Source organism: Flavobacterium aquicola (assembly GCF_003385115.1).
GTDB classification, from domain to species: Bacteria; Bacteroidota; Bacteroidia; order Flavobacteriales; family Flavobacteriaceae; genus Flavobacterium; species Flavobacterium aquicola.
In genome coordinates this window covers 1830-27330 of record NZ_QUNI01000017.1, presented here as the reverse complement: position 1 = coordinate 27330, position 25501 = coordinate 1830, and the positions used below count along the sequence as shown (strand labels likewise).

The 25501-nt window shown below is 31.9% G+C and carries 29 protein-coding genes; 7 read left to right on the top strand and 22 right to left on the bottom strand.

The window, feature by feature from the left end:
* The first annotated feature begins 130 nt into the window (after positions 1-130).
* From C8P67_RS20225 to C8P67_RS20205, 5 genes are all read left to right on the top strand, one after another.
* Positions 131-1567 carry a hypothetical protein gene (locus C8P67_RS20225; RefSeq protein WP_115815010.1) on the top strand — a complete coding sequence of 479 codons (1437 nt, stop codon included), beginning with the start codon at positions 131-133 and terminating at the stop codon, positions 1565-1567.
* 78 nt (positions 1568-1645) lie between these two features.
* Entirely contained in the window at positions 1646-2524 is an 879-nt protein-coding gene (locus C8P67_RS20220; protein WP_115815009.1) for a DMT family transporter, read from the top strand.
* A 53-nt stretch (positions 2525-2577) separates the two neighbouring features.
* Complete coding sequence (locus C8P67_RS20215; RefSeq protein WP_115815008.1) at positions 2578-3288, top strand: HAD family hydrolase; 711 nt, start codon at positions 2578-2580, stop codon at positions 3286-3288.
* Positions 3289-3420: 132 nt separating this feature from the next.
* On the top strand, positions 3421-4050 hold the full coding sequence (locus tag C8P67_RS20210; RefSeq protein WP_115815007.1) for a chloramphenicol acetyltransferase: 630 nt from the start codon (positions 3421-3423) through the stop codon (positions 4048-4050).
* 44 nt (positions 4051-4094) lie between these two features.
* A complete protein-coding gene (locus C8P67_RS20205; protein ID WP_115815006.1) occupies positions 4095-5486 on the top strand; it encodes a hypothetical protein in 1392 nt (463 codons plus the stop codon).
* A gap of 109 nt (positions 5487-5595) precedes the next feature.
* On the opposite strand, the gene C8P67_RS20200 is transcribed toward C8P67_RS20205, so the two are convergent.
* From C8P67_RS20200 to C8P67_RS22220, 18 genes are all read right to left on the bottom strand, one after another.
* Positions 5596-8424, bottom strand: a complete 2829-nt coding sequence (locus C8P67_RS20200) for a M16 family metallopeptidase (RefSeq protein ID WP_115815005.1) — start codon at positions 8422-8424, stop codon at positions 5596-5598.
* A 168-nt stretch (positions 8425-8592) separates the two neighbouring features.
* Complete coding sequence (locus tag C8P67_RS20195; RefSeq protein ID WP_115815004.1) at positions 8593-9174, bottom strand: LOG family protein; 582 nt, start codon at positions 9172-9174, stop codon at positions 8593-8595.
* Positions 9175-9357: 183 nt separating this feature from the next.
* Positions 9358-9894, bottom strand: a complete 537-nt coding sequence (locus C8P67_RS20190; RefSeq protein ID WP_115815003.1) for a hypothetical protein — start codon at positions 9892-9894, stop codon at positions 9358-9360.
* A gap of 103 nt (positions 9895-9997) precedes the next feature.
* Positions 9998-11161, bottom strand: coding sequence for a DUF1624 domain-containing protein (locus C8P67_RS20185; protein WP_115815002.1), 1164 nt, complete (start codon positions 11159-11161; stop codon positions 9998-10000).
* A gap of 70 nt (positions 11162-11231) precedes the next feature.
* Positions 11232-11483 carry a putative signal transducing protein gene (locus C8P67_RS20180; protein WP_115815001.1) on the bottom strand — a complete coding sequence of 84 codons (252 nt, stop codon included), beginning with the start codon at positions 11481-11483 and terminating at the stop codon, positions 11232-11234.
* A 124-nt stretch (positions 11484-11607) separates the two neighbouring features.
* Positions 11608-12132, bottom strand: a complete 525-nt coding sequence (locus tag C8P67_RS20175; RefSeq protein WP_170141500.1) for a 2'-5' RNA ligase family protein — start codon at positions 12130-12132, stop codon at positions 11608-11610.
* A gap of 206 nt (positions 12133-12338) precedes the next feature.
* On the bottom strand, positions 12339-13454 hold the full coding sequence (locus tag C8P67_RS20170) for a hypothetical protein (RefSeq protein WP_115814999.1): 1116 nt from the start codon (positions 13452-13454) through the stop codon (positions 12339-12341).
* Between the two features lie 199 nt (positions 13455-13653).
* Complete coding sequence (locus tag C8P67_RS20165; protein WP_115814998.1) at positions 13654-14391, bottom strand: protein phosphatase 2C domain-containing protein; 738 nt, start codon at positions 14389-14391, stop codon at positions 13654-13656.
* A 180-nt stretch (positions 14392-14571) separates the two neighbouring features.
* On the bottom strand, positions 14572-14958 hold the full coding sequence (locus C8P67_RS20160; RefSeq protein WP_147298265.1) for a hypothetical protein: 387 nt from the start codon (positions 14956-14958) through the stop codon (positions 14572-14574).
* 255 nt (positions 14959-15213) lie between these two features.
* A complete protein-coding gene (locus C8P67_RS20155; RefSeq protein WP_115814996.1) occupies positions 15214-15705 on the bottom strand; it encodes a hypothetical protein in 492 nt (163 codons plus the stop codon).
* A gap of 167 nt (positions 15706-15872) precedes the next feature.
* Positions 15873-16571: a hypothetical protein gene (locus C8P67_RS20150; protein ID WP_115814995.1), complete on the bottom strand. Its 699-nt coding sequence runs from the start codon at positions 16569-16571 to the stop codon at positions 15873-15875.
* Between the two features lie 154 nt (positions 16572-16725).
* A complete protein-coding gene (locus tag C8P67_RS20145; RefSeq protein ID WP_115814994.1) occupies positions 16726-17256 on the bottom strand; it encodes a hypothetical protein in 531 nt (176 codons plus the stop codon).
* A 169-nt stretch (positions 17257-17425) separates the two neighbouring features.
* On the bottom strand, positions 17426-18145 hold the full coding sequence (locus C8P67_RS20140) for a hypothetical protein (RefSeq protein ID WP_115814993.1): 720 nt from the start codon (positions 18143-18145) through the stop codon (positions 17426-17428).
* Positions 18146-18302: 157 nt separating this feature from the next.
* Entirely contained in the window at positions 18303-18548 is a 246-nt protein-coding gene (locus tag C8P67_RS20135) for a hypothetical protein (RefSeq protein WP_115814992.1), read from the bottom strand.
* A gap of 10 nt (positions 18549-18558) precedes the next feature.
* Positions 18559-18909 carry a DUF4160 domain-containing protein gene (locus C8P67_RS20130; protein WP_115814991.1) on the bottom strand — a complete coding sequence of 117 codons (351 nt, stop codon included), beginning with the start codon at positions 18907-18909 and terminating at the stop codon, positions 18559-18561.
* Positions 18910-19082: 173 nt separating this feature from the next.
* Positions 19083-19556: a hypothetical protein gene (locus tag C8P67_RS20125; protein WP_147298264.1), complete on the bottom strand. Its 474-nt coding sequence runs from the start codon at positions 19554-19556 to the stop codon at positions 19083-19085.
* A gap of 175 nt (positions 19557-19731) precedes the next feature.
* Entirely contained in the window at positions 19732-20181 is a 450-nt protein-coding gene (locus tag C8P67_RS20120) for a hypothetical protein (RefSeq protein WP_115814989.1), read from the bottom strand.
* Between the two features lie 40 nt (positions 20182-20221).
* Positions 20222-20389: a hypothetical protein gene (locus C8P67_RS22220; RefSeq protein WP_170141499.1), complete on the bottom strand. Its 168-nt coding sequence runs from the start codon at positions 20387-20389 to the stop codon at positions 20222-20224.
* A 39-nt stretch (positions 20390-20428) separates the two neighbouring features.
* Between C8P67_RS22220 and dcm the strand changes: the two genes are divergently transcribed.
* A complete protein-coding gene (dcm, locus tag C8P67_RS20115) occupies positions 20429-21667 on the top strand; it encodes a DNA (cytosine-5-)-methyltransferase (protein WP_115815070.1) in 1239 nt (412 codons plus the stop codon).
* A 9-nt stretch (positions 21668-21676) separates the two neighbouring features.
* On the opposite strand, the gene C8P67_RS20110 is transcribed toward dcm, so the two are convergent.
* On the bottom strand, positions 21677-22387 hold the full coding sequence (locus tag C8P67_RS20110) for a PmeII family type II restriction endonuclease (RefSeq protein WP_115814988.1): 711 nt from the start codon (positions 22385-22387) through the stop codon (positions 21677-21679).
* Positions 22388-22979: 592 nt separating this feature from the next.
* Between C8P67_RS20110 and C8P67_RS20105 the strand changes: the two genes are divergently transcribed.
* Positions 22980-23222 (top strand): hypothetical protein, encoded by a 243-nt coding sequence (locus tag C8P67_RS20105; protein WP_115814987.1) that lies wholly within the window; start codon positions 22980-22982, stop codon positions 23220-23222.
* A gap of 377 nt (positions 23223-23599) precedes the next feature.
* On the opposite strand, the gene C8P67_RS20095 is transcribed toward C8P67_RS20105, so the two are convergent.
* From C8P67_RS20095 to C8P67_RS20085, 3 genes are all read right to left on the bottom strand, one after another.
* Entirely contained in the window at positions 23600-24118 is a 519-nt protein-coding gene (locus tag C8P67_RS20095) for a HEPN family nuclease (RefSeq protein WP_115814985.1), read from the bottom strand.
* Between the two features lie 171 nt (positions 24119-24289).
* A complete protein-coding gene (locus tag C8P67_RS20090; RefSeq protein WP_211319943.1) occupies positions 24290-25069 on the bottom strand; it encodes a putative phage abortive infection protein in 780 nt (259 codons plus the stop codon).
* Entirely contained in the window at positions 25053-25355 is a 303-nt protein-coding gene (locus tag C8P67_RS20085) for a hypothetical protein (RefSeq protein ID WP_115814983.1), read from the bottom strand. The genes C8P67_RS20090 and C8P67_RS20085 overlap by 17 nt, the downstream gene beginning before the upstream one ends.
* Positions 25356-25501: the final 146 nt, after the last annotated feature.

Genomic DNA, 25501 nt, shown 5'->3' with positions numbered 1-25501 from the left:
AAAATTGCGTGAATCAATTAGTTTTTAATTGATTCACGCAATTTGTTTTTAAAAAACTTTTATCAAATAATAAAATTTTGAACAAAAAATAAGACATTCGCAAAAAAAATAAAAATTTAAGAAAAATTAAATGAATAAAAATATACTCCTGACACTTCTGTTTTTAAATAGCTTAATCTCTTTTTCACAAGAAGTAGTCAATTCAACACCTGTTACATTAAAAAAGAATCGCGATGTTTTTCAAATTGTAAACAGCGATAAAAAAGAAGTTAGTTTATTTGTTAGCGACAAAGCAAAAGTAAAAGCTATGCAACTTAACGAACAAATGCAAATTATTGACAGCATTTCTACAGACAGACCAAACAGCAAAACATATACCGATATGATTGGTTATAATTCCAGTAATGGAAACGCTAGATTATTTTGGTCATCTAATGATTATGAAAATATTATCTCGCAATTATATGATTTTAGTAATCGTAAAACAACTATAAAAGAATTCTCATTAGTTTTAAAAAACGAAAAGATTTTACAAAAATTTAGTGAAAATGAGCATTTTTATATTTTATCTGTCATCAAAAAAAGCAATGATTTAAAACTACATATTTTTGATAACGATGGTAATTATTCAGTAAAAACAATTCCTTTGGAAGGATTTCATTTTTTTAATCGTGATTATACAAGATCAAATTTATATGAAGTTTTAGAAGAAAATTTACTTCCTTATGAAGCTCCGTTTTCAATGCAAAGCATTAATATAGAAAATCCAACTTCATTGACTGATGCTGCAAAAAAAAGAAAATGTTATTTTTCCAATAAGCAAATCACAATAACACTTGACGCCAACATCGATTATACACAGATGATTATTATCGACTTGAAAGACTTTACTACTACCGAAAAAATGATAAAAAAGCATCATATAGCAGGGGATCGTATCTCTTTAAATTCAAACTCGTTTTATTTTGACAATAAATTATATCAAATAAAAACTTCATCTGATTTATTATATTTTACGATAAAAGATCTAGATGATACAATTTTAAAAGAAAAAGTGGTTAACTCTGGCAGTTCAATTGATTTTAAAAATTCAGAGATATATCAGGAAGGTGGAGATTTTGGAGGAAAAAGAACTTTGGAAACTGCTGCTCAATTTATTCGAAAAGTAAATAATTTAAGTTTAGGTCTTGCATGTTATCATATCGGTCAAAATACATTGATAACTTTTGGAGGCGTTTCTGCAGTTCAACAATCAGCTGGCCAAGCTGCTTTGGGCTCATTCGGTTTAATTGGAGCTTTGGTTTCTTATGCGGTATTTAATCCAACAATGGAAAGTTTTAATTCTTATTCTAGAAGAAAGGTTGTTAAAATTGAAGGATTATTTGATAAAGATGAAAATCACATTACAGGTGAATTGCAACCTTTGGCATTTGACAAAATCAGAACATTCTTTGATAAAAATAAAGATGTGTCATCACAGACCTTATTTAAAATGGGAGATTTTTATTATTTAGGATATTATGATAATCCTACAAATCAATACATAATTAGAAAATTTGCTGATTAAAAAACAATATACAAAATCAAAGTCAGTATTTTTTTCTATCTTAATAAATTGAATCTATTATTAGATTAAGCATATAAAATGAAACTCACAAAACCAAGAATAGCGCTAATCTGCGGTATACTATGCATCTCGATTTTCCCGATATTGGTAAAATTACGGTTAACACCGGGATTGATTTCGGCCTTTTACCGAATGTTTTTTGCTTTAATATTACTGTTACCTTATGTCATTGTCAGCAAAAACTTCAGAATTCCTTCTTTAAAATTTGCTCTTCTGGCGGCACTTTGCGGGATATTATTTTCGTCGGATGTTGCTGTTTGGAACATTGCGATTCAGGAATCGAGTGCAACACAAGCATCATTACTTACTAATTTATCACCTGTTTGGGTTGGAATTGGTTCTTTTTTGTTTCTAAAATCAAAACCAGCACCAAATTTCTGGATTGGCACCATCGTTTCTTTATTCGGGATGGTGGTTTTAGTTGGTTTTGAAATTTTCGTCGAAATGAATTTCAATCAGGCATTCCTATTTGCCGTTTTATCAGGTGTTTTATATTCCATTTATCTAATGGTCAGCAAAAATGTCCTTTCAAAAGTTGATGTTTTATCCTTTATGACCATCAGTTTAACGTCTTCGAGCATTTATTTAGGAATTCTATGTTATAGTTTGAACGAACCTTTCACTGGTTTTTCAGATATGGGCTGGTTTGTACTGATACTGCAGGCATTTATCTGCCAATTGTGCGCATGGCTTTCCGTAAGTTATGCAACACAGCACATGCGTGCGACGAGAGTTTCACTGAGTTTATTGAGTCAGGCAGTCATTACATCCATCTTGGCATGGTTTTTTTTAGAAGAAAAAATAAATTTACAAATGGTTTTCGGCGGAATTATTCTACTTTTCGGAATCCGGATTACTTTTTACGATAAAACAATTTCATTGAAATCTTTTTTCTAAATTGAAAAGTAGTTTGTAACTGAACAACATTAGACAAAAATATCTTTATAGTTATGTTAGACAAAAGTAAAATTCCAAATTTAAAAGTAATCGCATTTGATGCAGATGACACACTTTTTATAAACGAAACCTACTTTGATGAAACTGAGAAGAAATTCTGCGGTCTGATGGAGGATTATCTGTCGCATCAGGGGATTTCGAAGGAATTATTCAAAATTGAAATCGATAATCTCAAATTGTATGGCTACGGTATCAAAGGCTATATTCTTTCGATGATTGAGGCGGCAATGAATATTTCGAACAATACTATTCCTGTAGAAGTTATTGAAAAAATCATTCGATATGGAAAAGAACTGCTCGAAAAACCAATTGTTTTATTGGATGGTGTTGAAGAAACTTTGGAATCATTGTATGGCAGATATAAATTGATTGTAGCCACAAAAGGTGATTTATTGGATCAGCGCCGAAAATTACATAACTCGGGTTTAGGGCATTATTTTCACCATATCGAAGTAATGTCAGACAAGCAGGAAGTTGATTATTTGGATTTGATCAAACGACTGGAGATTAAACCCGAAGAGTTTTTTATGATTGGCAATTCCTTAAAATCGGATGTATTGCCTGTTTTAGCAATTGGCGGACACGCCGTACACATTCCTTTTCACACGACATGGGCACACGAAAAAATTGACCATAAAGTAGAACATAAAAATTTTAAGGCATTAAATACCATAACCGAAGTTTTACCGCTATTGGAATTGTAAATTGCTTTTTGAAAAATATTTGGAACCTAGTTAGAATGCTTTTTATTTAGTATTTTAGCTAGGTTTTTTAATTAAAAACAAACTTCTCTTTTACAGCTCAAAAAATTTGGATTACTCCCTAAATACTAAAAAATGAAAACGCTTTTAGACTTGGATAGTTGGAATAGAAAGGAACATTTTCTTTTCTTTAAACAAATGCAGGAACCTTTTTTTGGGGTAAACATAACCATCGATTGTACTCGTGCTTATGAAAATTCCAAAGCTCTTGGCACTTCATTCTTTATTTATTATTTACATAAGACATTGGTCGCCGTAAATGCTTTTGAAAGCTTCAGATATCGTATCGAGAATACCCATATTTACAAACATGACAGGATTGACGGCTCGGCAACCATAAGCCGTGCTGACGGTACTTTTGGATTTTCACTCATCGAATTTCATCCTGATTATACGATTTTTGAACAAACCGCAAAAACTGAAATTGAACGCATTCAAAACACAACTGGGCTGTTTACAAGAGAGTTTAAAGATGATAATGTCATTCACTTTTCGGCAATTCCTTGGCTGAATTTTACCTCGCTTTCCCATGCGCGCAATATGACTTACCCAGATAGCTGCCCAAAAATATCTTTTGGCAAGGTAATTGTGTCAGAAACAGGCAATAGGACTATGTCCATGTCTATTCATGTGCATCACGGTTTGATGGATGCTATGCATGTGGGCCAAATGGTGGATTATTTTCAAGGAATAATGAACCAATAACAACCAAATTTTATCACATCAACCTGCTATTTTTATACAACTATATGAAAAAGATAATCACTTTTTTAATTCTATTTCAAAGCACATTCCTTTTTAGCCAAACGGTTCTAGCTACCTTTCCTTTGGAACTCAAAAAATCCAAAGAGTACAGACAAATCGTCAATGTCGAAAACACGGCTACTCACGATCTTTTTGTTTTTGCTTCCGATAAAGAAAACCTCACGATTCTAAAATACAATAGTGCCTTGTTTTTGTCCAATCAATATTCATTGCCAAGACCCGACATCAGCTATAGACAAATTGTAGGACATAGTTTTAATAGCGATGGAAATCCAACTTTGTATTGGTCAAGCCAGGATTTAAAAAAAATATTGGCTGTACAATACGATATGAATGCCAAATCCACGGCTGCCATTATCGATTATGACATGGAGTTTTTCAATCAGACTGTTATTACCCAGTTTCAGGAAAACAATGGATTTTATATACTTGCGAAAAAGGAATTTGAGGATAAACTAGTATTGTATGCTTTTAAAAATGGTACAAAAGAAGAAAAAATGCTGGATTTCAGTACTTTTAAATTCAAAAACAGCAAAGATAAAACTATCACATTCAGCCAGATTCTGGAAGCGCTTCCTATCGAAAAAATAGAAACCAGCCAGTTCAATCCTTTATTTAAAGGCACACAAAGGACCAAATTATATGTTCTAAAAAACCGACTGCTTCTCACGTTTGACCATAACGACAACGAAACTCAGGCATTCGAAATTGATCTTGCAACCGCTGCAATTCAGGAAAAAAACTTTCCGAAGACTTCTACCAAAAATTACGTTAGTTTATCCAATTCCTATTATCATGAAAATAAGATATATCAGCTAAAAGTTAATGCTGATGAATTGCTGTTTGAAATAAAGGATTATAAAACCATGGACACCATCAAGACTATTCTGGTTTCAAAAACGGATACCATTGCCTTTAAAACTTCCCCTTTAAAATTTCAATTGGAAGGACAAAGACCGAAAGAATATAAAACAACTGCCAAATTTTTGAATCAATTGGTGTATTTAGAAGTAGGACTGACAGTCTACAAAACTCCTAATTCTATTTTGATCACAATGGGCGGAACCGGAACAATCCAATTTGCGGATATTATCAATTCACTGTCCAGTAATCAAATCAATGGGGATTTAATGTATCGCGATATTCCCGCGACGGTCTATTTCGAAAGTGTTTTCGATAAAAAACTGGAGCATGTCAAAAAAGATCAGGAGCCTCTTGCTTTTGATTTTATTTCTGGTTTTCAGCAAGAGCATCCCGAGGTGACTTTACCGAGCATTATACGCTACAAAAACTACTATATTTTGGGTTATTATGACAGTTATGCGAAACAATATACCATGCGTAAGTTTACGGATGGTTTTGAGCGTATGTTTTAATACACTTGAATAAGATTCAATTATTCAGGTTTTCATCCAAAAAAAATGTCTGTACGAAAATGATTTTCATACAGACATTTTTTTTTAATCTAACTGCTTAAAAAGCTGTTTACTGCTTCGGATTTAATAAGACCGGCTTTCCAAAACCTAATTGCTCTAATTTTTGTAATTGCGTTTCTGCATCACCAACCACCAAATAAATCATTTGATTGGCATTAAGATACTTTTCTGAAAGCTTCTTAATATCAGAAACAGTTACATTTTTGGTTTCCATTTCCTGTTTCTTAACGTAATCGTTCGGAAAATTGTAATTACATATTTCGTTTAGCATATTGATTTTTGCTTCCAGCGTTTCAAAAGCTCTTGCATTACTTTTTATTAAATTACTTTGAGTAATTTCCAAATCATTGGTGTTAAAATTTTTGCCATAATCCTCCAGTATCGTTTTAATCAATTGTACGGCTTCAAAAGTAATATTCGAACGCACACTGCCATTGATTAAAAAAGGCCCCTTGTACGCTGTTCCGTCAAAGCTGGAATCAATATGGTAAACATAGCCTTTATTATCTCTTAATTGCTGCATTAGCTGCGAAGCAAATTTACCTCCTCCAAAACGATAATTCATAACATTAGCCAAATGATAGTCTGCATCTGCCGCAGCCATAGCAATAGCACCAATTCGTAACACAGATTGTTTTGCACCAGGAACGTCATAAAAATAAACAACAGATGCACCAGGTTTTTCAGCTATAATTGGAGTCGGCACAATTACTTTTTTATCTGCCCAATTTTTGTTTAAATGAGCTAATGATTCCAATACTTTCTTCATAGAAACGGCGCCAACAATTTGAAAATTGGTAGCCGAAGGTGAAAAATTTTGAGTATAAAAACTTTTCAAATCATCAATAGTAATTGTGCTCACTGTTTCTTCTGTTCCAATTAAGGCATTCGAAAGTTTACTGTTCTGACCATAAACTAGTTTTCGGAACTGATTTTCAGCAATGCTGTTCGGATCTGCTTTTTGCTGCTTAATCTGGCTTAATATGCTTTCTTTAATCAAATCAAATTCAGTTTTGTCCCAACGAGGTTGCGTTATCATTTCTTCGACTAATTGAATTGTTTTTTCATAATTCTTAGCCAGCGAAAAACCTGAAATAACAATAGCATCATCGGTGGCATTTATATAAATAGTAGCTCCTAAAATTTCAATAGCGTTTTCAAGTTCTTGAGTCGTTTTATTTTTCGTTCCTTTCATCATTAAACTTGCCAAAAGATTCGAAACTCCTATTTTATCATTATTTTCTAGAAGCAAACTCCCTTTTATCTGTGTTTGAAACAAAACCAAAGGAACTTCATTATTCTCTATTCCATAAACCTGCAAACCAGACGACAGTTTCTGTTTCCAAACATCTGGTGTTTTTACAACAGGATCTTTTCCATAAGGAGGCTCTTTGCTGCGGTCGAATGCAGAAGGTGTTTTTGAATAATTTGCGGCTATACTGGCATCAAAAGTTTCTTCGTTACCGTCAATAATTTTTTCTTCAACTATATCTGCCAAAACAGAATTTTTGAGTATTAAATTAGCTTGGCCTTTTGGAACAAAACTCGAAGCAACAAAATTTTTCCCTTTAATGTATTTTTGATAAACACGCATTACATCTTCTGTCGTTACACCTTGAATGTTTTTGATATCCTGGTTAATGTAACTTGGAGAACCTGTATAAATAACATATTGTGCTAATTGAAAACCTTTGCCTAAAGCACTCGATAAACCAGAATAAAAAATGGTTTCCTGTTTGGCTTTAATGCGGTCCAGATCTTGCTGAGAAATACCCTCTTTCTCAAATTTAGCAAAACCTTCTTCTATTCCCTCTAAAACAAGATTTAGATCTGTATTTTCGAAAGCTCTGACAGTAAGCATATATTGTCCCGCGATTTCCGAATTGTACTGATACAATGAAACCTCATCAGTTATTTTTTTGTTTTCGACTAAAGACTGATACAAAGGTGCTTTTTTTCCTCTGGCCAAATAATCAGCCAATACTTCCAAAGCATAACTGTCCGGATGATACTCATAAACACTTGGCCACGCAATTGTAAGCTGAGGCAAATTGGCAAAATTATCTTCGTAATAGTATTTTTTGGTTTCGGGCAGAATAACTTCCTGTTTGGCAATTTTGGGGATATCATTTCCTCGCTTGATTTCGCCAAAGTATTTTTCTACCCAGATTTTAGTCTGCTTAGGATCAAAATCTCCCGCAATTGTCAGCACCACATTATTTGGCACATACCATTTGCTGTAGAAATTCTTAACATCGTCTAAAGTGGCGCTTTGTAAATCTTCTAAGGAACCAATTACTTCCCAGTTGTAAGGATGATTAGCGGGATATAAATTTTTATCGATTACAGCAAAATTATGTCCGTATGGCCGGTTGTCACTTGATTGTCTTTTTTCATTTTTAACAACTTGTTTTTCTTTGGCCAAAACAGGATCAGTGACTGTATTGATAAAAAAACCCAGCTTATCAGCCTCGGCCCAAATCATTTTTTCCAGAGCATCGTTAGGAACCGTTTGAAAATAGTTGGTACGGTCTCTGCTGGTGGAACCATTTGCGCCTGATCCGCCAATTTGGGCACTCATTTTATCCAGACCTCCTTTTCCAAGATTTTCTGATTCCAAAAAAAGCAAGTGTTCAAATAAATGGGCAAAACCAGTTCGGCCCGGTATTTCTCTTGCAGAACCTACATGACAGGTCAGTGCCACTGCAACCACAGGATCTGATTTGTCTACGTGCAAAATCACACGCAGTCCGTTGGCCAGATTATATTCTTCAAAAGAAACATTAAAATCATTTTTGACATCCGGCTTGCTTTGAGCCTGACTGCTCAAACTTGTCAAAAGTAAAACAAGGACTAACAGTATTGATTTTGATTTCATTAGACTATTTTATTTGGATTTTTAAGGTATCTAATATAAATATTTTATGTGAAATTACAGCAAAAAACGGCGGATTATGTAAAAAAGAAATACAAGTTAATTTTTTATTAAATACAGAAAATCATTGATTTTTGCTGAGGATATTTCTTGTTTACCTAATTTTCAATATCAAACATCCTTGTTGTCAATCCATTTTCCAACGGTGGGTGGTGTATAATTTTCCATTTTCTCCAAAAGATCATCAATAGTACCGCTTACCAAAAGCATCTGCTGGTTTGATTCTTTCAAAAGACCTTTGTCTGTCATTGTCTGCAGAAAAGTAATTAAAGCGTCATAATAACCATCGACATTTAAAATCGCAATTGGTTTTTGATGAAGTCCGAGCTGTCCCCAAGTAAGCATTTCGAAAAGTTCATCCAATGTTCCGAAACCTCCCGGCAAGGCTATTACGCCGTCGCAAAGGTCATTCATTTTGGTTTTTCGTTCGTGCATTGTTTCTACCAGAATCAATTCTGTTAACTGTTTGTGAGCAATTTCTTTTGACCTCAAAAAGCTGGGCAGTATCCCAATTGCTTTTCCGCCAGCGTTTAGAACCCCATCGGCAACGGCGCCCATAAGTCCAACATTGGCTCCGCCATAGACCAATTCGATATTTCGTTTGGCTAATGTTTGTCCTAACAAAACTGCCTGTGAGGTATAAATTTCTTCGGTTCCTGAACTGGAACCACAGAATACGGTTATTCTTTTCATTTTTAATTTGATTTTAATAGAGTTTTAGAATCGCTTAGAATTGATGGATATTAGAACCTTAAAAATTCCTGATTTGCTACACGAGATAACGAACAGACAAAGCAAATCTTCCCAAATACAAAACTATTTTTTGCCATCAAATCTATTGCCCAAATTTATCGGAGCCATGTTGTAAGTTATACTCTAGAATTTGCGATTACCGTGATATAAATCTTTTGGAGTTTCCGATATTATTTGAAAACCATAATCTTTGTCTTCAATTTGGTATTTTTTTATCAGCTCTTCTTTACTAATAAGCTTTATCGATTTAAAGACGACATCATCAATTGCAGCCAAATCCCCTTCAAATCCTTCTTTTAACACTCTTTCATTTAAAACATATTGAACATTCATATCATTCTCATATGAGCTCACGAATTGATTATATTCTGAAGATTTTGAGACAAAATATTTCCAATATCTTTTTTTACAAAAAACTTTAGTTTCAATATAAATTACTCCGTCTTTACCATCTTCTCCAAGCAATGCAATAGCCTCTTTGTCTTTATAAACTGTTACAGAACTAATTTGGTTTGGGTCATATCTCTGTAAATCACCTTTTTCTACATTTATACTATCAATGAAAAAAACGGGGTCCTCGCCAAGTTTTTTCAATATTTTCTTAGGAGATTGCGCAAAAGAAATTGATAACGCAAAAAAAGTAATTAATAAATATTTCATGTACTTTAAGTTTTTTGTTTGTTAATATAGCTTATAACGGTTTACATATTGCCGATAAGGGGAATTTAAAAAGGCAAATCCATTCATTGTTTTTCTTGTATTGTCAGATATATTTTAACCACCAATTTTTATGGGTTTCTTTGTATTGTCCATACCATTGACACGGTTTATAAAGCACTGTAACAACAGCCAGCCAGATTATATAAACTGCCCAAAGCGGTAATCCGCTTTCTATTCCCTTTGGCCTGCCGAAAGTTCCTGATGCAAATTCAAATTGAGAAAAATGAAAAACTTGGAGGCTTAAAACCAGTAGTGTGATTAAATGGATCAGATAAAAATGTATAATAAAATAAAACAATGGCACTTTACCGTAAACAGAAAGTATGTTTTTAAACTTATCGCTCAATCGTTCTGAAAAGGCAAGCAATAAAAACATAATACCCAGTGTAACTAAACAAAACACAAGTGATGGCGGATATTTGCTAATGTTCATAAAGGACATAAAAGTAAATACTGTATCTCTTTGCGAGGTCCACGGCAATCCATCACCATAAATATTTATAAAACGCATTACTGTAAATAATGCCAATGCCCCTAATCCTATTTTTAGAAATATTTTTTCCGTTTTCTCTTTTGACTTTTCAAAATAAGAGCCACAGGCAAACCCAACCAGCATAATACCTAACCACGGAATTGGCGGATAACCCACTACAAATGCTTTCCCTGCAAAAAGAGGTATGGCAGCCGGGCTGAAAAGAGGTGTTAGAATAACTTTTAGAATTGATGTTTCGCCAAACGGAATAAGCGGTGTTAGGTTATGAAGAAATATGATAAGTAAGCCAGTAATACCTAATTGCTTTGAAGATAATTTTAGCAGTAAACTCAAAATAATAAATCCAAAACCTGTACTGGCAATCACTTCAAATAACAGTGTATGAAAACCCACATCGAAAAATATTGCAAAATTGACAATAGTAAATTCAAGCAATAGTAAGACTAAGCCTCTCCTAAACAGATTTCGCCTTGTGTGTGATATGTTATTATTGTTTTTTAACGACATATAGGCCGATGTTCCAGCCAAAAAAACAAAAATCGGGGCACATAGATGGGTAATCCATCTTGTAAAAAATAGTATGGGTGTAGTCGTTGTAAAATCTGTTGGGCTCTGTGTAATTGAATCTATATGCATTAGATCTCTAACGTGATCTAATGCCATTATTATCATCACAATGCCTCTTACTATATCAATTGAATGAATTCGTTTCATTTTCGTTTGTTTGATTTTTAGTATGTTTCTACATTCACTTCTACCTTCGGACCCCGTAACCCTTCAGTTTTTATTCCTTTTCAGTTTCCTCAACTTCAATATTTAGATTTCCGTTTTCGTAATCCTCAATTATTTTTTTTGCTTTATCAAAATCTTCATCATTAACTTTTAGAATTACTGGATTAAATCCGCCGGAACTTACTGCCCAAGGTTCAATATTAGCCATATTTTCGTTTTGAGTAAATACTTCAATATTTATGCTTTCCAATAGGTTTTTGATATTCATTACTTCAATATAACTTCCGCTAAAAATATTTATCATAAATTATGTTTTTAATTAACTGTTTTATTTTTAGTCTCATCATTAATTTTCTATGTAGTGGTAATTTAATTTTTTTCTATTACGTTCTATCATAAACTGACGCTAAGCAGCGTTTCGTTGTTTATTATTTAAGATTAATACTTGCAATTTCCGTTATCTCATCATTCTCATATTTGACAATTGTCAACTTGGTAACAGCTCCTGCAATTAAAAAATCTGTTTTATTCCATTCGTCAACCATAGATTTGCATAAATATTTGTCCAAAGAATTGCCTATACCAATATGAGGAATAAAATCTATATCAAGCCTCAAATTATCTTTGAGTTTATCGCAATAAAGTTTGTCGTGAAGTTTAACAATACTGCTAAATCCTTCGTCAGGAACTAAAAATGAATGATAGTGGTCACTAAAACTATCTTTATTTATTGTCGAACACTTAATTTTAAAACTAAATCTTTCAATGTTTGCCGCTTGTAATTTCACTTCCTCAATAAATTCAGTTTCTTCCTTATCAAAAACTGGAAAAACAATTGTAAAATGTGGAGCAATTACTTTGAAAAACAACTTATCATTTAGTTCTCGGTACTGTTGTATTTTGTCAAAATCGTTTTTTTCTAACTCTGGATATGCAATTACTAAATATGCCATTTTAATTCTTTGTTTATAGATGTCTCTTTTGCAATGAACGCTAACGTTCTGGTAATAAAGTGAATTCGAAACTAAATTAAGCCCATTCTTCGGATTTGCCACCCGAGCGATAGCGAACAGGCGAAGCAAATCATCCAAATACAAAACCATCTTTCCATTAAGTCAATTGCCTAAATCCGTTGTAGTAGCTCTTGTGTGCTGTTTTATTAATAGTATTCAATTTCATATAGAACTTCATATCGTGAAGGTTCATCGGAATAAGTAGTAATGGTTTTAATCAAATGGTTATGTCCATTATAAAAGTATTTAACTTGTTCATTCCCTTTGTCGTAAGTGGTTTCAGTTTTTTCTAACAATTCTTTATCTGAATGGAAATAGTATGTAAAACTAAAATTACCTTCTTGCTTACCCAAACCCTCTTGTACTTCAGAATATACCAAAAGATTGTTTTCATACTTTTTGGTTTCTTTCATCTGAGATCTTATCAAACCATCATAATTATTCTTTTTTGTTTCAATGAATATAGTTAAGTTCCTATTGTTATCGTAAGTGTAATTTCTCTCGATAGTTTCTGAATTGCTTTTTAAAACTTTTTTTACTAATTGATTATTTTTAAATTCCTGTTGAACTGTTTGAGAAGACTTTTTCTCCGTTAATATATTGTTTTTAAATATACTACGAATTGATTCAAACAAAACAATTTGGTTGTCTTTATTGTATTTGTAAGTTCTGTCGACAATGGCTTTTGTCTTTGCATCAATTTGATTTATTTCTTCATTTCTGATTAAATTTTTACCTGAATAATAAAAATTTGAAATATACTTATGCCCTGTTGAATCAATGCTTTTAGTCAATCTATTTTTTTTATCATAATATTGATATCCGACTATTTTATATATGCTGTCTTTTGTTAATTTGAAAGTTTTGCCATCTATTATTTTTCCCTTGTCGTTTATATTTAATTTATATGTTAAGATATAATCCAGATTTATTTTTTTTCCGTTTTTATCAAAATTATAGATTTGTTTATGCGTACGCTCTACAACCTGATCACCTTTATATTTTATAATGTCCATTTCGGTAACGTGGTTCCAAAAAACACTTCTTTTGGTATGCCTTCCTATGGAATCAAATTCATCAATACATTTACTATTTTCTGAATTTATTATTTTTTTATAGGGTTTCTTAGAAAAATCCCATTTGCCACCAGGCGGTTCAGGTTTTGTGAATGTCTCGCTATCAAAATTTGGAGTTGGGTCTCCAATTTGCCCAAAAGTCAAAATCGAGTACAGTAAAAATGATATGTAAATAATTTGTTTCATTTTTTTTAGTTTCAGTTGCTCGAAAATAGCACACAACGTTCTGGCACTACATCGGGTTTGGGACTAAATTAAGCCCATTCTACGGATTTGCCACTCGAGCGATAGCGAACAGACGAAGTAAATCATCCAAATACAAAAACATCTTTCCATTATGCCTATTGCCCAAATCCGTTGTAGTAGCTGTTATGGGCTGTGTTTTTTACTCCGTTATTCTAATTATAGAAAAATCATCAGTCGGTTTCAATCCAAATTCATTTTCTAATATCTTTAGTTTTAGATTAAGCATTTCATCTTTTTCAGAATTAGTTTTTTCGGTTGTTAAAAACTCAATTACATTAATTTCTTCTTTAGATTTACTCGGTGCTAATTTCTCAAAAGCAAATATTCCGTCAGTTGAAATACTTAAGTCTGTTATTTTATTAAATTCAATTTTCTGTTTTTGAGAATTATAAAATGTCTCAAAATCCTCGGATAAATGAAAACCTAAATAATCGGGTTTATTGTCTTGTTCAAATTCAGTTATTTCGCCATTAAGATTAACAAATCCGTCTCCAATTGCTAATATTATTCCTTGTTCATTATTCTTGTCAAACAACAATATTATTAAGGTTGTCAATAATTCTTTTGAGTCAAGCATTAATTGGTTTTTCACAATTTTGAGCTCATTTAATAAATCTCGGAGAATTGTTTTTAAGTTTTCTTCAACATTGAGTTGCAAATCATTTTGTTCAACAAATTCTATATAACCTTTTTCAATGCAAATTTTCTTTAGAATTTTTCCAACTAGAGTTGAAGCGAAATGACTTTCCAATGCAGTTGTGCAACCATCCATTACTGCGCAAAGAATTTTATTTTTTCCATATTCTCCAATATACAAATGGTCTTCACAATTATTTTGATGATAATCTCCGATTTGTATTGCTGAATATATTTTCATTTATGGATTTTCTGGTTTTTAAATAATGTCTCTTCTGTTTTCTGCTAACATAGCCCATAACGTTCTGGCACTACAGCGGGTTTGGGACTAAATTAAGTCCATTCTTCGAATTTGCCAAATCATTCAAATACAAAACCATCTTTCCATTAAGCCAATTGCCCAAATCCGTTGCAATGGCTGTTACCGGTAGTTTTTTATTTTCTCAAACAACTCAACCACATACTTTTCAACGAATTCAGAATTTAAAGATTTATTAAAGCTTTCTCTGTATTCTTTATCAGTTTTCCCAAAGATTCCACTCATTTTTCCACTAAAGTGAAATCTTTCTTTTCCGTTTAAAACTTTTCCATTTTCAAAGTCAAATTCATTTGTGCGCCAAAAATCTTCAGGCATTAAACTATTTTCCCGTGTCGAAATTTTATAAGATGACTTTGCAAATTTTAAATAAGCAACACTTAATTTGCTTTTGCTTTTTTCAAAATAACTTTCAGTCACAATTTCGCCGTATTCGTAAATGGAAACTTGAACTTCTATACTATCAATTTTGATATGTTTTGATTTTAACAATTTAGATTTTGCAAGGTGGTTTTGTCCAAATGAACACAAGCTATTAAACAGTAAAATAATGATTATTAAGTTTTTCATTTTATTGATTCTGTTTTAAGCTGTATGTGTTAAAATTACCGGTAACGTTCTGGCACTACAGCGGGTTTGGGACTAAATTAAGCCCATTCTTCGGATTTGCCAAATATCCCAAATACAAGACCATTTTTCTATTAAGCCAATTGCCCAAATCCGTTGTAGTGGCTGTTGTATGCAGGTTTATTCGTCTCGTTTTCGGTACCAAGTATTATATGTTTTATTGCCAAAAAATCCTTTTATTTTTTCTGTTTGCAATTTTCCATCAGCTTTGATAATAATTAATTTATTCTTTTTAAGAAAAAAAAGGGTATTAGGTAAAACTCTGTTTTGTCCACCAGAAGATAATGATTTGATTGCATTTTGAGTTTCGTTTATTCGTTTAGGAATCTCGTCTTCTGCTAAAACTAAACTATCTTTATATCTATTGTTTTTCTTGTCAAAGACATTTAAAGTATCATAGACTTTTACAGCTTCAAGCTTTAAAGTGTCGTTCGATATTGACCACTTTCCAGTAGTCCAACTTGCTGATAAATCAAATTGCCAAGTATGTCTGAATTTATTATTTTCAAATAGTTCAATTTTATTTCCGGAGGCATCATTATATATACCCAAATGTTTGTTTTGAGAAAAACAGATTGAAGAAAAACAAAAGATTAGATATTTTAATTTCATTTTAGATTCGGTTTTTCAGAACTTGCATACAACGTCCTGGCGCTACACGAGGTTTGGGACTAAATTAAGCCCATTCTTCGGATTTGCCAAATTATCCAAATACAAAACCATCTTTCCATTAAGCCTATTGCCCAAATCCGTTGTAGTAGCTGTTGGCAGGCGTATTTCTATGACATCCAAGTTCCTTCCATTTTAATTATTTTCCATTTATTCTTTACCTTTTTGATAAAGATTTTATTTCCATAACCACATAGTCTTCCACAAGTAAATCCAACATCAAGAATTCCGCTTTCACATTTTTTATCAAATTTAATTCCCGAAACCCTTAATATTCCTGAAAAATTAAATTTATATTTTCTCTCAAAAATATTTTCTCTATCAAATTCGTTTATATCTTTTAGCATGAATTTACCATTCAATCTTATACTTTTGTAATTTAGAAGGTATTCTTTTGTTTTATTAGCTATCAGTTTTTTCAAAGTATCATTTGGAAAATCTTTAATAACAATCAATTCATATTCTTTTTCGTATGGAGAAATTTTGGGATCAAAAGCTATGATAACTTTAGACGTATCTTTTTTTATTTCAGCAATATCTTTTTTCCAATCTTTTAATCTTTGAATTTCTTTAGCTGTTGCTTTTGTTGAATCAATTTTCGTAAATCTCCCTTCTTTATCAAAAAGCATTTTTCCATATGGTGGAGGTGGATTTGAAAATATTCTTATATCGACACAAGTTGAGTCTATTATGCTTGGCAAAATTTCCGTTAAAACATGTTTGTTAAATTCAATATCACAATCGCTCTTTTTACAATTTGCAAAAAGAATAACTAAGAAGATGAATGTTGTTTTTTGTAGTTTCTTCATAATATGTCTGCCAACGTCTTGGTACTACAGCGGGTTTGGGACTAAATTAAGCCCATTCTTCGGATTTGCCAAATTATGCCAAATACAAAACCATCTTTCCATTAAGCCAATTGCCCAAATCCGTTGTAGTGGCTGTTGGCAGTAGTTGTTTTGGCTAGTCGATTATTCTATATTGATTCTTTTCAAAATTTGATTTTATCTCAATAAGACCATTTCCGAAATCTTCATTGTCATATTTATATCCGTAAAGTTTATATAATGTTTTTGAAACTTCCTTTTCTTTAAAACCAATTTCTAAAATCTTATTTTCTTTATCAGAGAATATTTTTAATTCATTCCAATATTTATTGTAATCTATTGGAAGAGCGAAATAAAGTTTTCTTGTCCTATTTTTGTTTGTTGTTTCAATTTTATAAAGCTGTTGGTCTTTTCCGTTAAAATCTACTAATTTATCAGCAACTAAATTTACAGTAACAAAATATTTTCTCTTTTCCTCATTTATTTCGAGTTTCGCTGATGATAAAATTCTATTTTCTATTGGTGGCGGTGGTTGTAATTCTTTTGCACAAGAATGAACTTCAGATTCTTTAATTTTCTTTTGTTTTTCTTCTTTCTGACAAGAATGTAATAAAATTGACAAGACAAAAACGATGAGAAATGGTTTATTTACAAGTGTTAATTTCATTAGAATTCGTTTTTTTACAATTACTGCCAACGTTTCGCAGCTACACGAGGTTTGGGAAAAAGCAAGCCTAAACTTTCGGTTAAAGCCTGAACTTTAAAACACAAAACCAACTTTCAGTTAATGACCGAAACCCAAATCTCATGTAACTTCTGTTGTGCGTTCGCTTTTTTTATTTGTATTCTAAATCAGTTAAATATCCGTCAAATTTCAAGATGATTTTACGTTTTTTATCATCATAAATTGCTGTTATTTTTTCTCCGTGTAAAAAAAGAAATGGTTCTTTCGCTATCCAAAGTGAATCCTGTTCTTTATTTAATATTTGATTTTGTTCTTCTGTATTATCCTCATTATAATCAAATTTTGGGTTTGCGTATTTAAATTCTGTAATTTCTATAAAAAACGGTCTAAAACCACAATTCATTGAAATATCTGATGGTAGATACTTTGTTTTAGATTTTTTGTTAATTGTATCTAAATTGAATTCAGATCTTATACCTATTAATTTTCTATTAGTATTATTAATAAATCTTACACTTCCTCTTTTAGGCACGCTATCTGCAACTATCATAAAATCTTCACAACACAAACACGGCATAATTTTATATGAATGATTTGGTTTAAATTTGCAACTCATTTCTGTTACTACAATATTTTCTTTTCCCTTGTAGTAGTAACTTAATTTATCAAATCCATTTTGATTTAACTTTATATTTTTAATTTCAAGATTTATTAAATTCAGTTTTTCTCCATTAACAATAAATACTAAACTATCAAAAGTTTCAGATTTTATACTTTTTTCCGTATGATATTGGATTCTAATTTTTGCATTTTGTGCGATGCAAAAATTAAATGAGAATATTAATAATATTATTGTTGTTATTTTTTTCATTTATTTAGGTTCTCTGTCGCTCGAAAGTGATGCACAACGTTCTGGCACTACAGCGGGTTTGGGACTAAATTAAGCCCATTCTTCGGATTTGCCAAATTATCCAAATACAAAACCATCATTCCATTAAGCCAATTGCCCAAATCCGTTGTAGTAGCTGTTATAAGCAGGCTTTTTTACTTCCATCATCGTTTATAAATCTAAAATGATAATTTTCTGAAACTATTTCTCCGCCTTGATTTATAAAAGAACCAAACAATCCATGCCAATCTTCAAAATCTAATTCTTTGTCGGTATCCCAACAAATCCTACCGTAAAAATTTGGTTTGTCTAATTCGGATTTAATTATAATTCCGAATTCTCCATCTAATGAAACTTTCATTCCATATTCAAAATCTGCGTACATTTTTTTCTTTTTATTTCTGAATATTCTTTTTAGACCAAATTTTTTCCATCAAAATTTTTGTTTTAATATCGTTATAAAACAATTCAATTCGTTTTAAGTCTTTTGTACTTATTTCTCCGCTTAAAAACTCACCATTTTCAATTTTGAATTTTGCATTTACGCGATTATCGTTTGTTTTAACGTGAAAGTGTGGTGGATTGTGGTCGTTGGAATAAATGATTACTTGCATTCCGTTTACAGTTCCTATCCGTTCTCTGGTTTCATAACCAACATAACTTTCTATAGATTCTTTGCTGAAATAAAATGCTATTATTTCAGACAGAATTCTTTCTAAAATTGCATATTCGTTATTTGTTTCCATTTGTGATTTAGATGCAATTGGTTTGAAGCTTGCTTATAACGTTCTGGTACTACAGCGGGTTTGGGACTAAATTAAGCCCATTCTTCGGATTTGCCAAATCATTCAAATACAAAACCATCTTTCCATTAAACCAATTGCCCAAATCCGTTGTAGTAGCTGTTATGCACAGTGCTTTAATATTTAGGCCGTTTAGATTTTGGAATATTGATTACTCCTGAACCATCAACTAAAGTAACACCATTTTTTTCTATTACTTTTAATACTATTTCAAAATTGGGAGCAGATTTTCCGCTTACTGTTACATAGCCAAGTATAGAATCTATTTTCTTTATTTCAAAACCTTGTTCATCAGAATCCTGCCCGTTAATAATTGGGTCAAAATCCAACCCTAATTCTGGGTCAGCGATTTTCGCAGAATCTAACATTTGTTTGTATCGTTGCAATAAGTTTTGTGTGATAGTTTTATTTTTCGAAAGCCATTCTAAACTCTCTGAATGTGGACTAAAAAAATCTTTGTTATAATCGTTTATAAATTTTAGAGCAACTTCATAATCTCTGTTGGGTAAAGATTTTATATTCTCAAATTTTGAATTAGAAGATTCTTTACAGGAAGTCATTAAAAATAGAAGTATTAGAAAATATCTCATTAATTTGTATTTAGTTAGTTTTGGTGGCATTGTGCATAACGTTCTGGTACTACAGCGGGTTTGGGACTAAATTAAGCTCATTCTTCGGATTTGCCAAATCATTCAAATACAAAACCATTTTTCCATTAAGCCTATTGCCCAAATCCGTTGTAGTAGCTGTTACCAGCTGTATTTTCTACAATTTTATTATTGTTTCTATTTTTTCTTTTTCAATATCAAAAACTAAAGTTTTCCTTTTGTGTATTGGACTGTCGTAACCATAAATAAATGTTTTGTCAAAAGAGCGAAAATCAAGTACATTGAAAGTTTTTGAATATATTTTTAGCTCTTTTGTTTTTAAATTGACTATGCCAATTTGTTGAACAGTTCCTTTCCAAAATTTTCTAGTCCATATTGGAATAGCTAATAATTGTCCACTTGTTTCCCAAGCTGGCGGTCCGCCACACGAATCGTGGATTTTTATTTTCAGATTGTCAGTCATTTCAATAAAACATTTTCCGACAAGTGGAGCACCCATTGCTATTTCGTTTAATTCGGAATAAACAATTTTATATAAACTGTTTGCAGAAACAAATGTTTTGTCAGTGTAATCAAAGTTCCAAGGATTTGGATATGTCTCAATCATTTCGCAGGTTCTTTTTAATATAGCTGGTAACGTTCTGGCACTACAGCGGGTTTGGGACTAAATTAAGCCCTATTTTCGGATTTGCCAAATCATCCAAATACAAAACCATCTTTCCATTAATCCCAATGCCCAAATCCGTTGTAGTGGCTGTTATCTGTCGTTCTTTTTTTTTCTCATTTTTGTTTTGGAAGTTTGAAATATTTTCCATTATATTTGTAACCAATGTCTAATGTTGTATAATTTGGTTATGAGTGAATATTTAACTATTTCAGAAACAGCAAAGTTACTTAATAAGAGCACAAAAACACTTCGTCGTTGGGATGAAGAAGGAAAACTTTCTGCAGTTCGTGAACCTATGAGTAATTATAGAGTTTATAGAAAAAATGATGTTGAGACTTTATTTGCTGATTTTCTTCAGACAGATGTCCGAGAAACAATTTCCAATTTTGTCGAGTCTGAAAATGAATACAAAGTTTTGGAGTTATTTGCTGGTGCTGGTGGTTTGGCCGTTGGAATGGAAAAAGCAGGATTGAAATGTGTTGCTTTGAATGAAATTGATAAACACGCTTGTGCAACTTTAAGAAATAATCGACCAAAATGGAATGTTCTGGAAGGAGATATAAAGAATTTCATTTTTTCTGAATATTACAATCAGGTGGATGTTGTTACTGGAGGATTTCCTTGTCAAGCATTTAGTTATGCTGGTAAAAGATTAGGATTTGAAGATGCTCGAGGAACTTTGTTTTATGAATTTGCACGTGTTATCAAAGAAGTAAATCCGCCAATTTGTATCGGAGAAAATGTTAAAGGATTATTGAACCACGATAATGGAAAAACTTTACAAGGTATGATTTCTATTTTGGATGAAATTGGTTATAATGTTGTTCCTGTACAAGTCTTAAAGGCTATAAATTATAAAGTTCCACAAAAAAGAGAACGTCTTATTTTAGTTGGAATTAGGAAAGATATTAATTTAAAATATGAATATCCAAAGCCTTATAAAAAAATATATAATCTTTCAGATGCACTCAAAAAAGGAGAACTGTTTGAGTCTAATGTGCATAAGTCTAGTGGAGCAAAATATCCCGAAAGTAAAAAAAGTGTTTTAGATCTAGTTCCCCCTAAAGGATATTGGAGAGATTTACCAATAGATATTCAGAAGGATTTTATGGGCGCAAGTTTTTATTTAGGTGGTGGAAAAACTGGTATGGCAAGAAGAATAGGGTGGGATGAACCCTGCTTAACTTTAACTTGTAGTCCAGCCCAAAAACAAACTGAAAGATGCCACCCAGACGAAACTCGTCCGTTTACAGTGCGTGAATATGCTAGAATACAAACTTTTCCAGATGATTGGCAATTTTCAGGACCAATGGCTCAACAATACAAACAAATTGGAAATGCTGTTCCTGTAAATTTAGGTCGTGAAGTTGGTTATTCGATTATCAAGTTTTTAAATGATTATTATAAAGTAAAACAGAAATCATAGATTTCTATTTTACTCAAAATATTTTGCTTGAATTTCTAACGCTAGATTTGAAATGGTTTCTTCTACAATATGACTTCCATCAACTTCTAATGCTACGTCTCCAATTGCATCAATCAAGTCAAAGTAAAAATCCTCTTTCCCTGTAAGTCTATACCAAAATTCTTTTCCTATTATTACAGGAAATGAATTAGATATTTTCTTATAATGTGAACTTAATTCAGCTTCTTCACCGTAAATAACTCCAACTATCATATCATCTATTCCAACATTTAAGTTATTTGTTCTTGCTAAATTTCTAACACCATTGAAGTGATTAATAACGGTCACTACATCATCGTGATTAATTGTATTTGGGCCGGCTTTTAGTTGACAATATTTTCTGCGTCCATCTATAGCATCAATGAATTCAATATCAATTCCTGTTGTCGTTGAACCTAATCCTTGGAATAATTGTCCTATTAGTTTTTGGATTTTCATTCCGAATGATGTGTTAATTGATGAGCCTAGAATTCTCGGTAAAACTAAAGCTCTTGCTATGCTTTCAGCATTATCATTTCCAGTTAGAAAATTTGCTAAATATTTGAATAAAAAAGGATTTACATTATATTCAGATAATTTACTTGCTCGTTTACAAGCTCCTTCAATATGGCTAGTTACAATTTCACTTCTGAAAAAGTCTTTAGCATTATTTAGTATTTCAATTCTTTTTTCTTCTGTCATTTTTTTAAAATTGGTTTTCAAAGATAGTAATTTTTGTTACGTCTTGTTTTTTATAGAATGACAGATAACGTTCTGGTACTACAGCGAGTTTGGGACTAAATTAAGCCCATTCTTCGGATTTGCCAAATCATCCAAATACAAAACCATATTTCCATTAAGCGAATTGCCCAAATCCGTTGTAGTAGCGGTTATGGGAGGTTTTTTCTTTAGCACGATCTTATTTTTAGCACTTCCATTCCAACTTTTAAGTTTCGTTTTTCAGTCTTTTGCTTTTCCGTTTTAGTTCGGCAGTACAGTTTAATAAAATTCAATTGTGGCCAATTGAAGCGAAAATTGATTTTATGTTTCGAACGTCAAGTTTGATAGATTAGTTTTTCACGCTTCTGCTTATCGATCCCAATTTTCACGTTTCTGCTTTTCACGCTTTTGCTTTTCGGCGTAAGTTTGGCAGATTGGTTTTTCACGTTTTTGTTATTCGGCTTCAATTTTCACGTTTCTAATTTCAGCGTAAGTTTGGCAGATTCCAATTTTTCAAATTTGGCGTTCTGTCTGCGTTCTGTTTTTTACGTTTCTGCTTTGATTTCTATTGAAAATGAAAGCGTCAATTCGGCACGAATTGGCTGTAAAATCTCCCATAACGTTCTGGCACTACAGCGGGTTTGGGATTAAATCAAGCCCATTCTTCGGATTTGCCAAATCATCCAAATACAAGACCATTATTCCATTAAGCCAAATGCCCAAATCCGTTGTAGTGGCTGTTATGCCTTCGGTTTTTTATTTACTCAATTTTTCGGTTTCGCTTCTGCACCGCTTTGAAGTCAGAAATATTATTTAAAAAATGTATTCCAAATGTTTAAAAGTTCAATTTTATATTTTTCCCACAGTATAATAACTAATAGCGGTCCAACAACTACCGATATTAAAATCCCTACAGCTTTAATAGATAAATTTGATATTGTTGAAGTTATTTGTTTTAGCCTGATTGCTTTTGGATTAGTTAGGTTATACCAATTGTTTTTAAATTCAAAAAAATCATAAACTAAAACACGTCTATCAATGTCTGTCTAAGCTTGCACATAACGTTCTGGCACTACAGCGGGTTTGGGATTAAATTAAGCCCTATTTTCGGATTTGCCAAATCATCCCAAATACAAAACCATTTTTCCATTAAGCCAAATGCCCAAATCCGTTGTAGTGGCTGTTATGCGACGTTTATTTTTTATTTTTGATAGATTCTACAAACGCAAAGAAAATCTTTTGCAGTTCACTCATAAATTGTCCAAAATTTGTGAGTGTAATTTTAATTTCACAGGTTTCTCCAGTTCTTTTATTTTGATCATTGAATACTACTAGATCATTTTCAAAATTTACTTTTCCGTGAGCAACTGAATTTCGAATATGTCTAACAAAATCAACTTTTGGATTATCAGAAGTATAAGTTGTAGTGATTTGTGAATGCAGAGATTCAAGAATATCATTTAAAGCTGAAAATTCTGCTGGAAATTTATCAGATATCAACTCTTTTGGTAGTACAAGCATAGAATAAAGAGATTGTACTAATGCGCCTCGATTACCTATCCCAATTGAGGGTAGATGCTCTTTTATGAAAGAATCTTGAAATGGCATTTCTTTATATGCCTCACTGTTTAAAAAATTATTGTTTTGAAGTTCTGAAAGAAAAGCAATTGTAAAATATGATTGAATTAATAAATCTTCTTCTGGTGTATACATTTTTTGAATTGTTAATTTTATAGTTGTTTTTGGATTAAATGTCGCATAACGTCTTGGTACTACAGCGGGTTTGGGATGAAAGACGCGAGGTTTTTTCGGTTAGACACAAATTTTCCAAGTACAAAACCATTTTTAAATTCAGCCTAATGCCCAAATCTCGTGTAACGGCTGTTATGCACAGTTTTTTTCTGTAATTGTGATATGGTAATTACAGAATGAAAAGGTTTTAGTTTTTTTTGAAGAGTTCTCATTAAACAGAATTCTCAAATTTGAATCGATATCATCGTCATCCTTTATGTCTTTTAAGAAATCAAACTTTTTTAAGCGACGTTTAAATTCTATGTGTTTAGTGCTACCTACAGAGTTGTAAAATATAAATAACAATTCATGTGTATTAAACTGCGCTCTCAATAAATCTGCATAGTCTTTTTTTCTATTTTCTGCACAATATGAATCAATGAATTTAAGCATGTTATGCAAGTTTTTCATGAAAGGACCGAACGAATCTTTAGCATCTCCGTGAATACTCCAAAAGGCATTTTCAATATTTTTCTGATAATTTTTTGGAACATTTGTGTCTTCCTCAGAAGCCATCGTGTAGTAAAGTTCAATGTCATTATTCAGTTTCAAAATTGCTTTATCTCCAGTCAGTTTGTTAATTGTGATTTCCTTTTTTTCTTCAGGAAGAGACTGAAATAAAATTTGAAACATATTTTTAAATTCATTTTGATCACTTTCTTCACTTTGCTTATAGATGATTTTATAAGTCAAGTATATCGAAAAAATACCAATAATTGGGCTAAGTGTTCCGCCAAAGAAGTCTCCGAAAGTTCCCCATTTACCGTTGTCATCTGAGAATTTCGAACTGTCAAAATGGTTAAAGTATAAATGTAATAAAGTGGAGTATACAACTACTACAATCAATGTATAAATATTAAATATCTGTTTCAAAGTCTTCATTGTGAACATTAAATATTGGTTTTATAATAAATTCACATCCTGTAAGCTCCGAATCTTCATAATTTAGCATTCCAACAGGGTATTCATATGCATCAAATGAAATTTCTAAATCATTGTCGCAATGTGGGCAATTACCAATATAGTTCCAATTATATTGGTTTTCGTTCCCCATACTTCTTTCGTATGAATATGTGTCTGTTTCAAAGTCATCGATTTCGATTTCAAAATTTTTCAAGCATTTTTTGCACTTGAATTCAGGTATGTTTGTTAGTTCCATATTTTTTTAAAATTGTGCATAACGTTCTGGTACTACAGCGGGTTTGGGACTAAATTAAGCTCATTCTTCGGATTTGCCAAATCATTCAAATACAAAACCATTTTTCCATTAAGCCTATTGCCCAAATCCGTTGTAGTAGCTGTTAG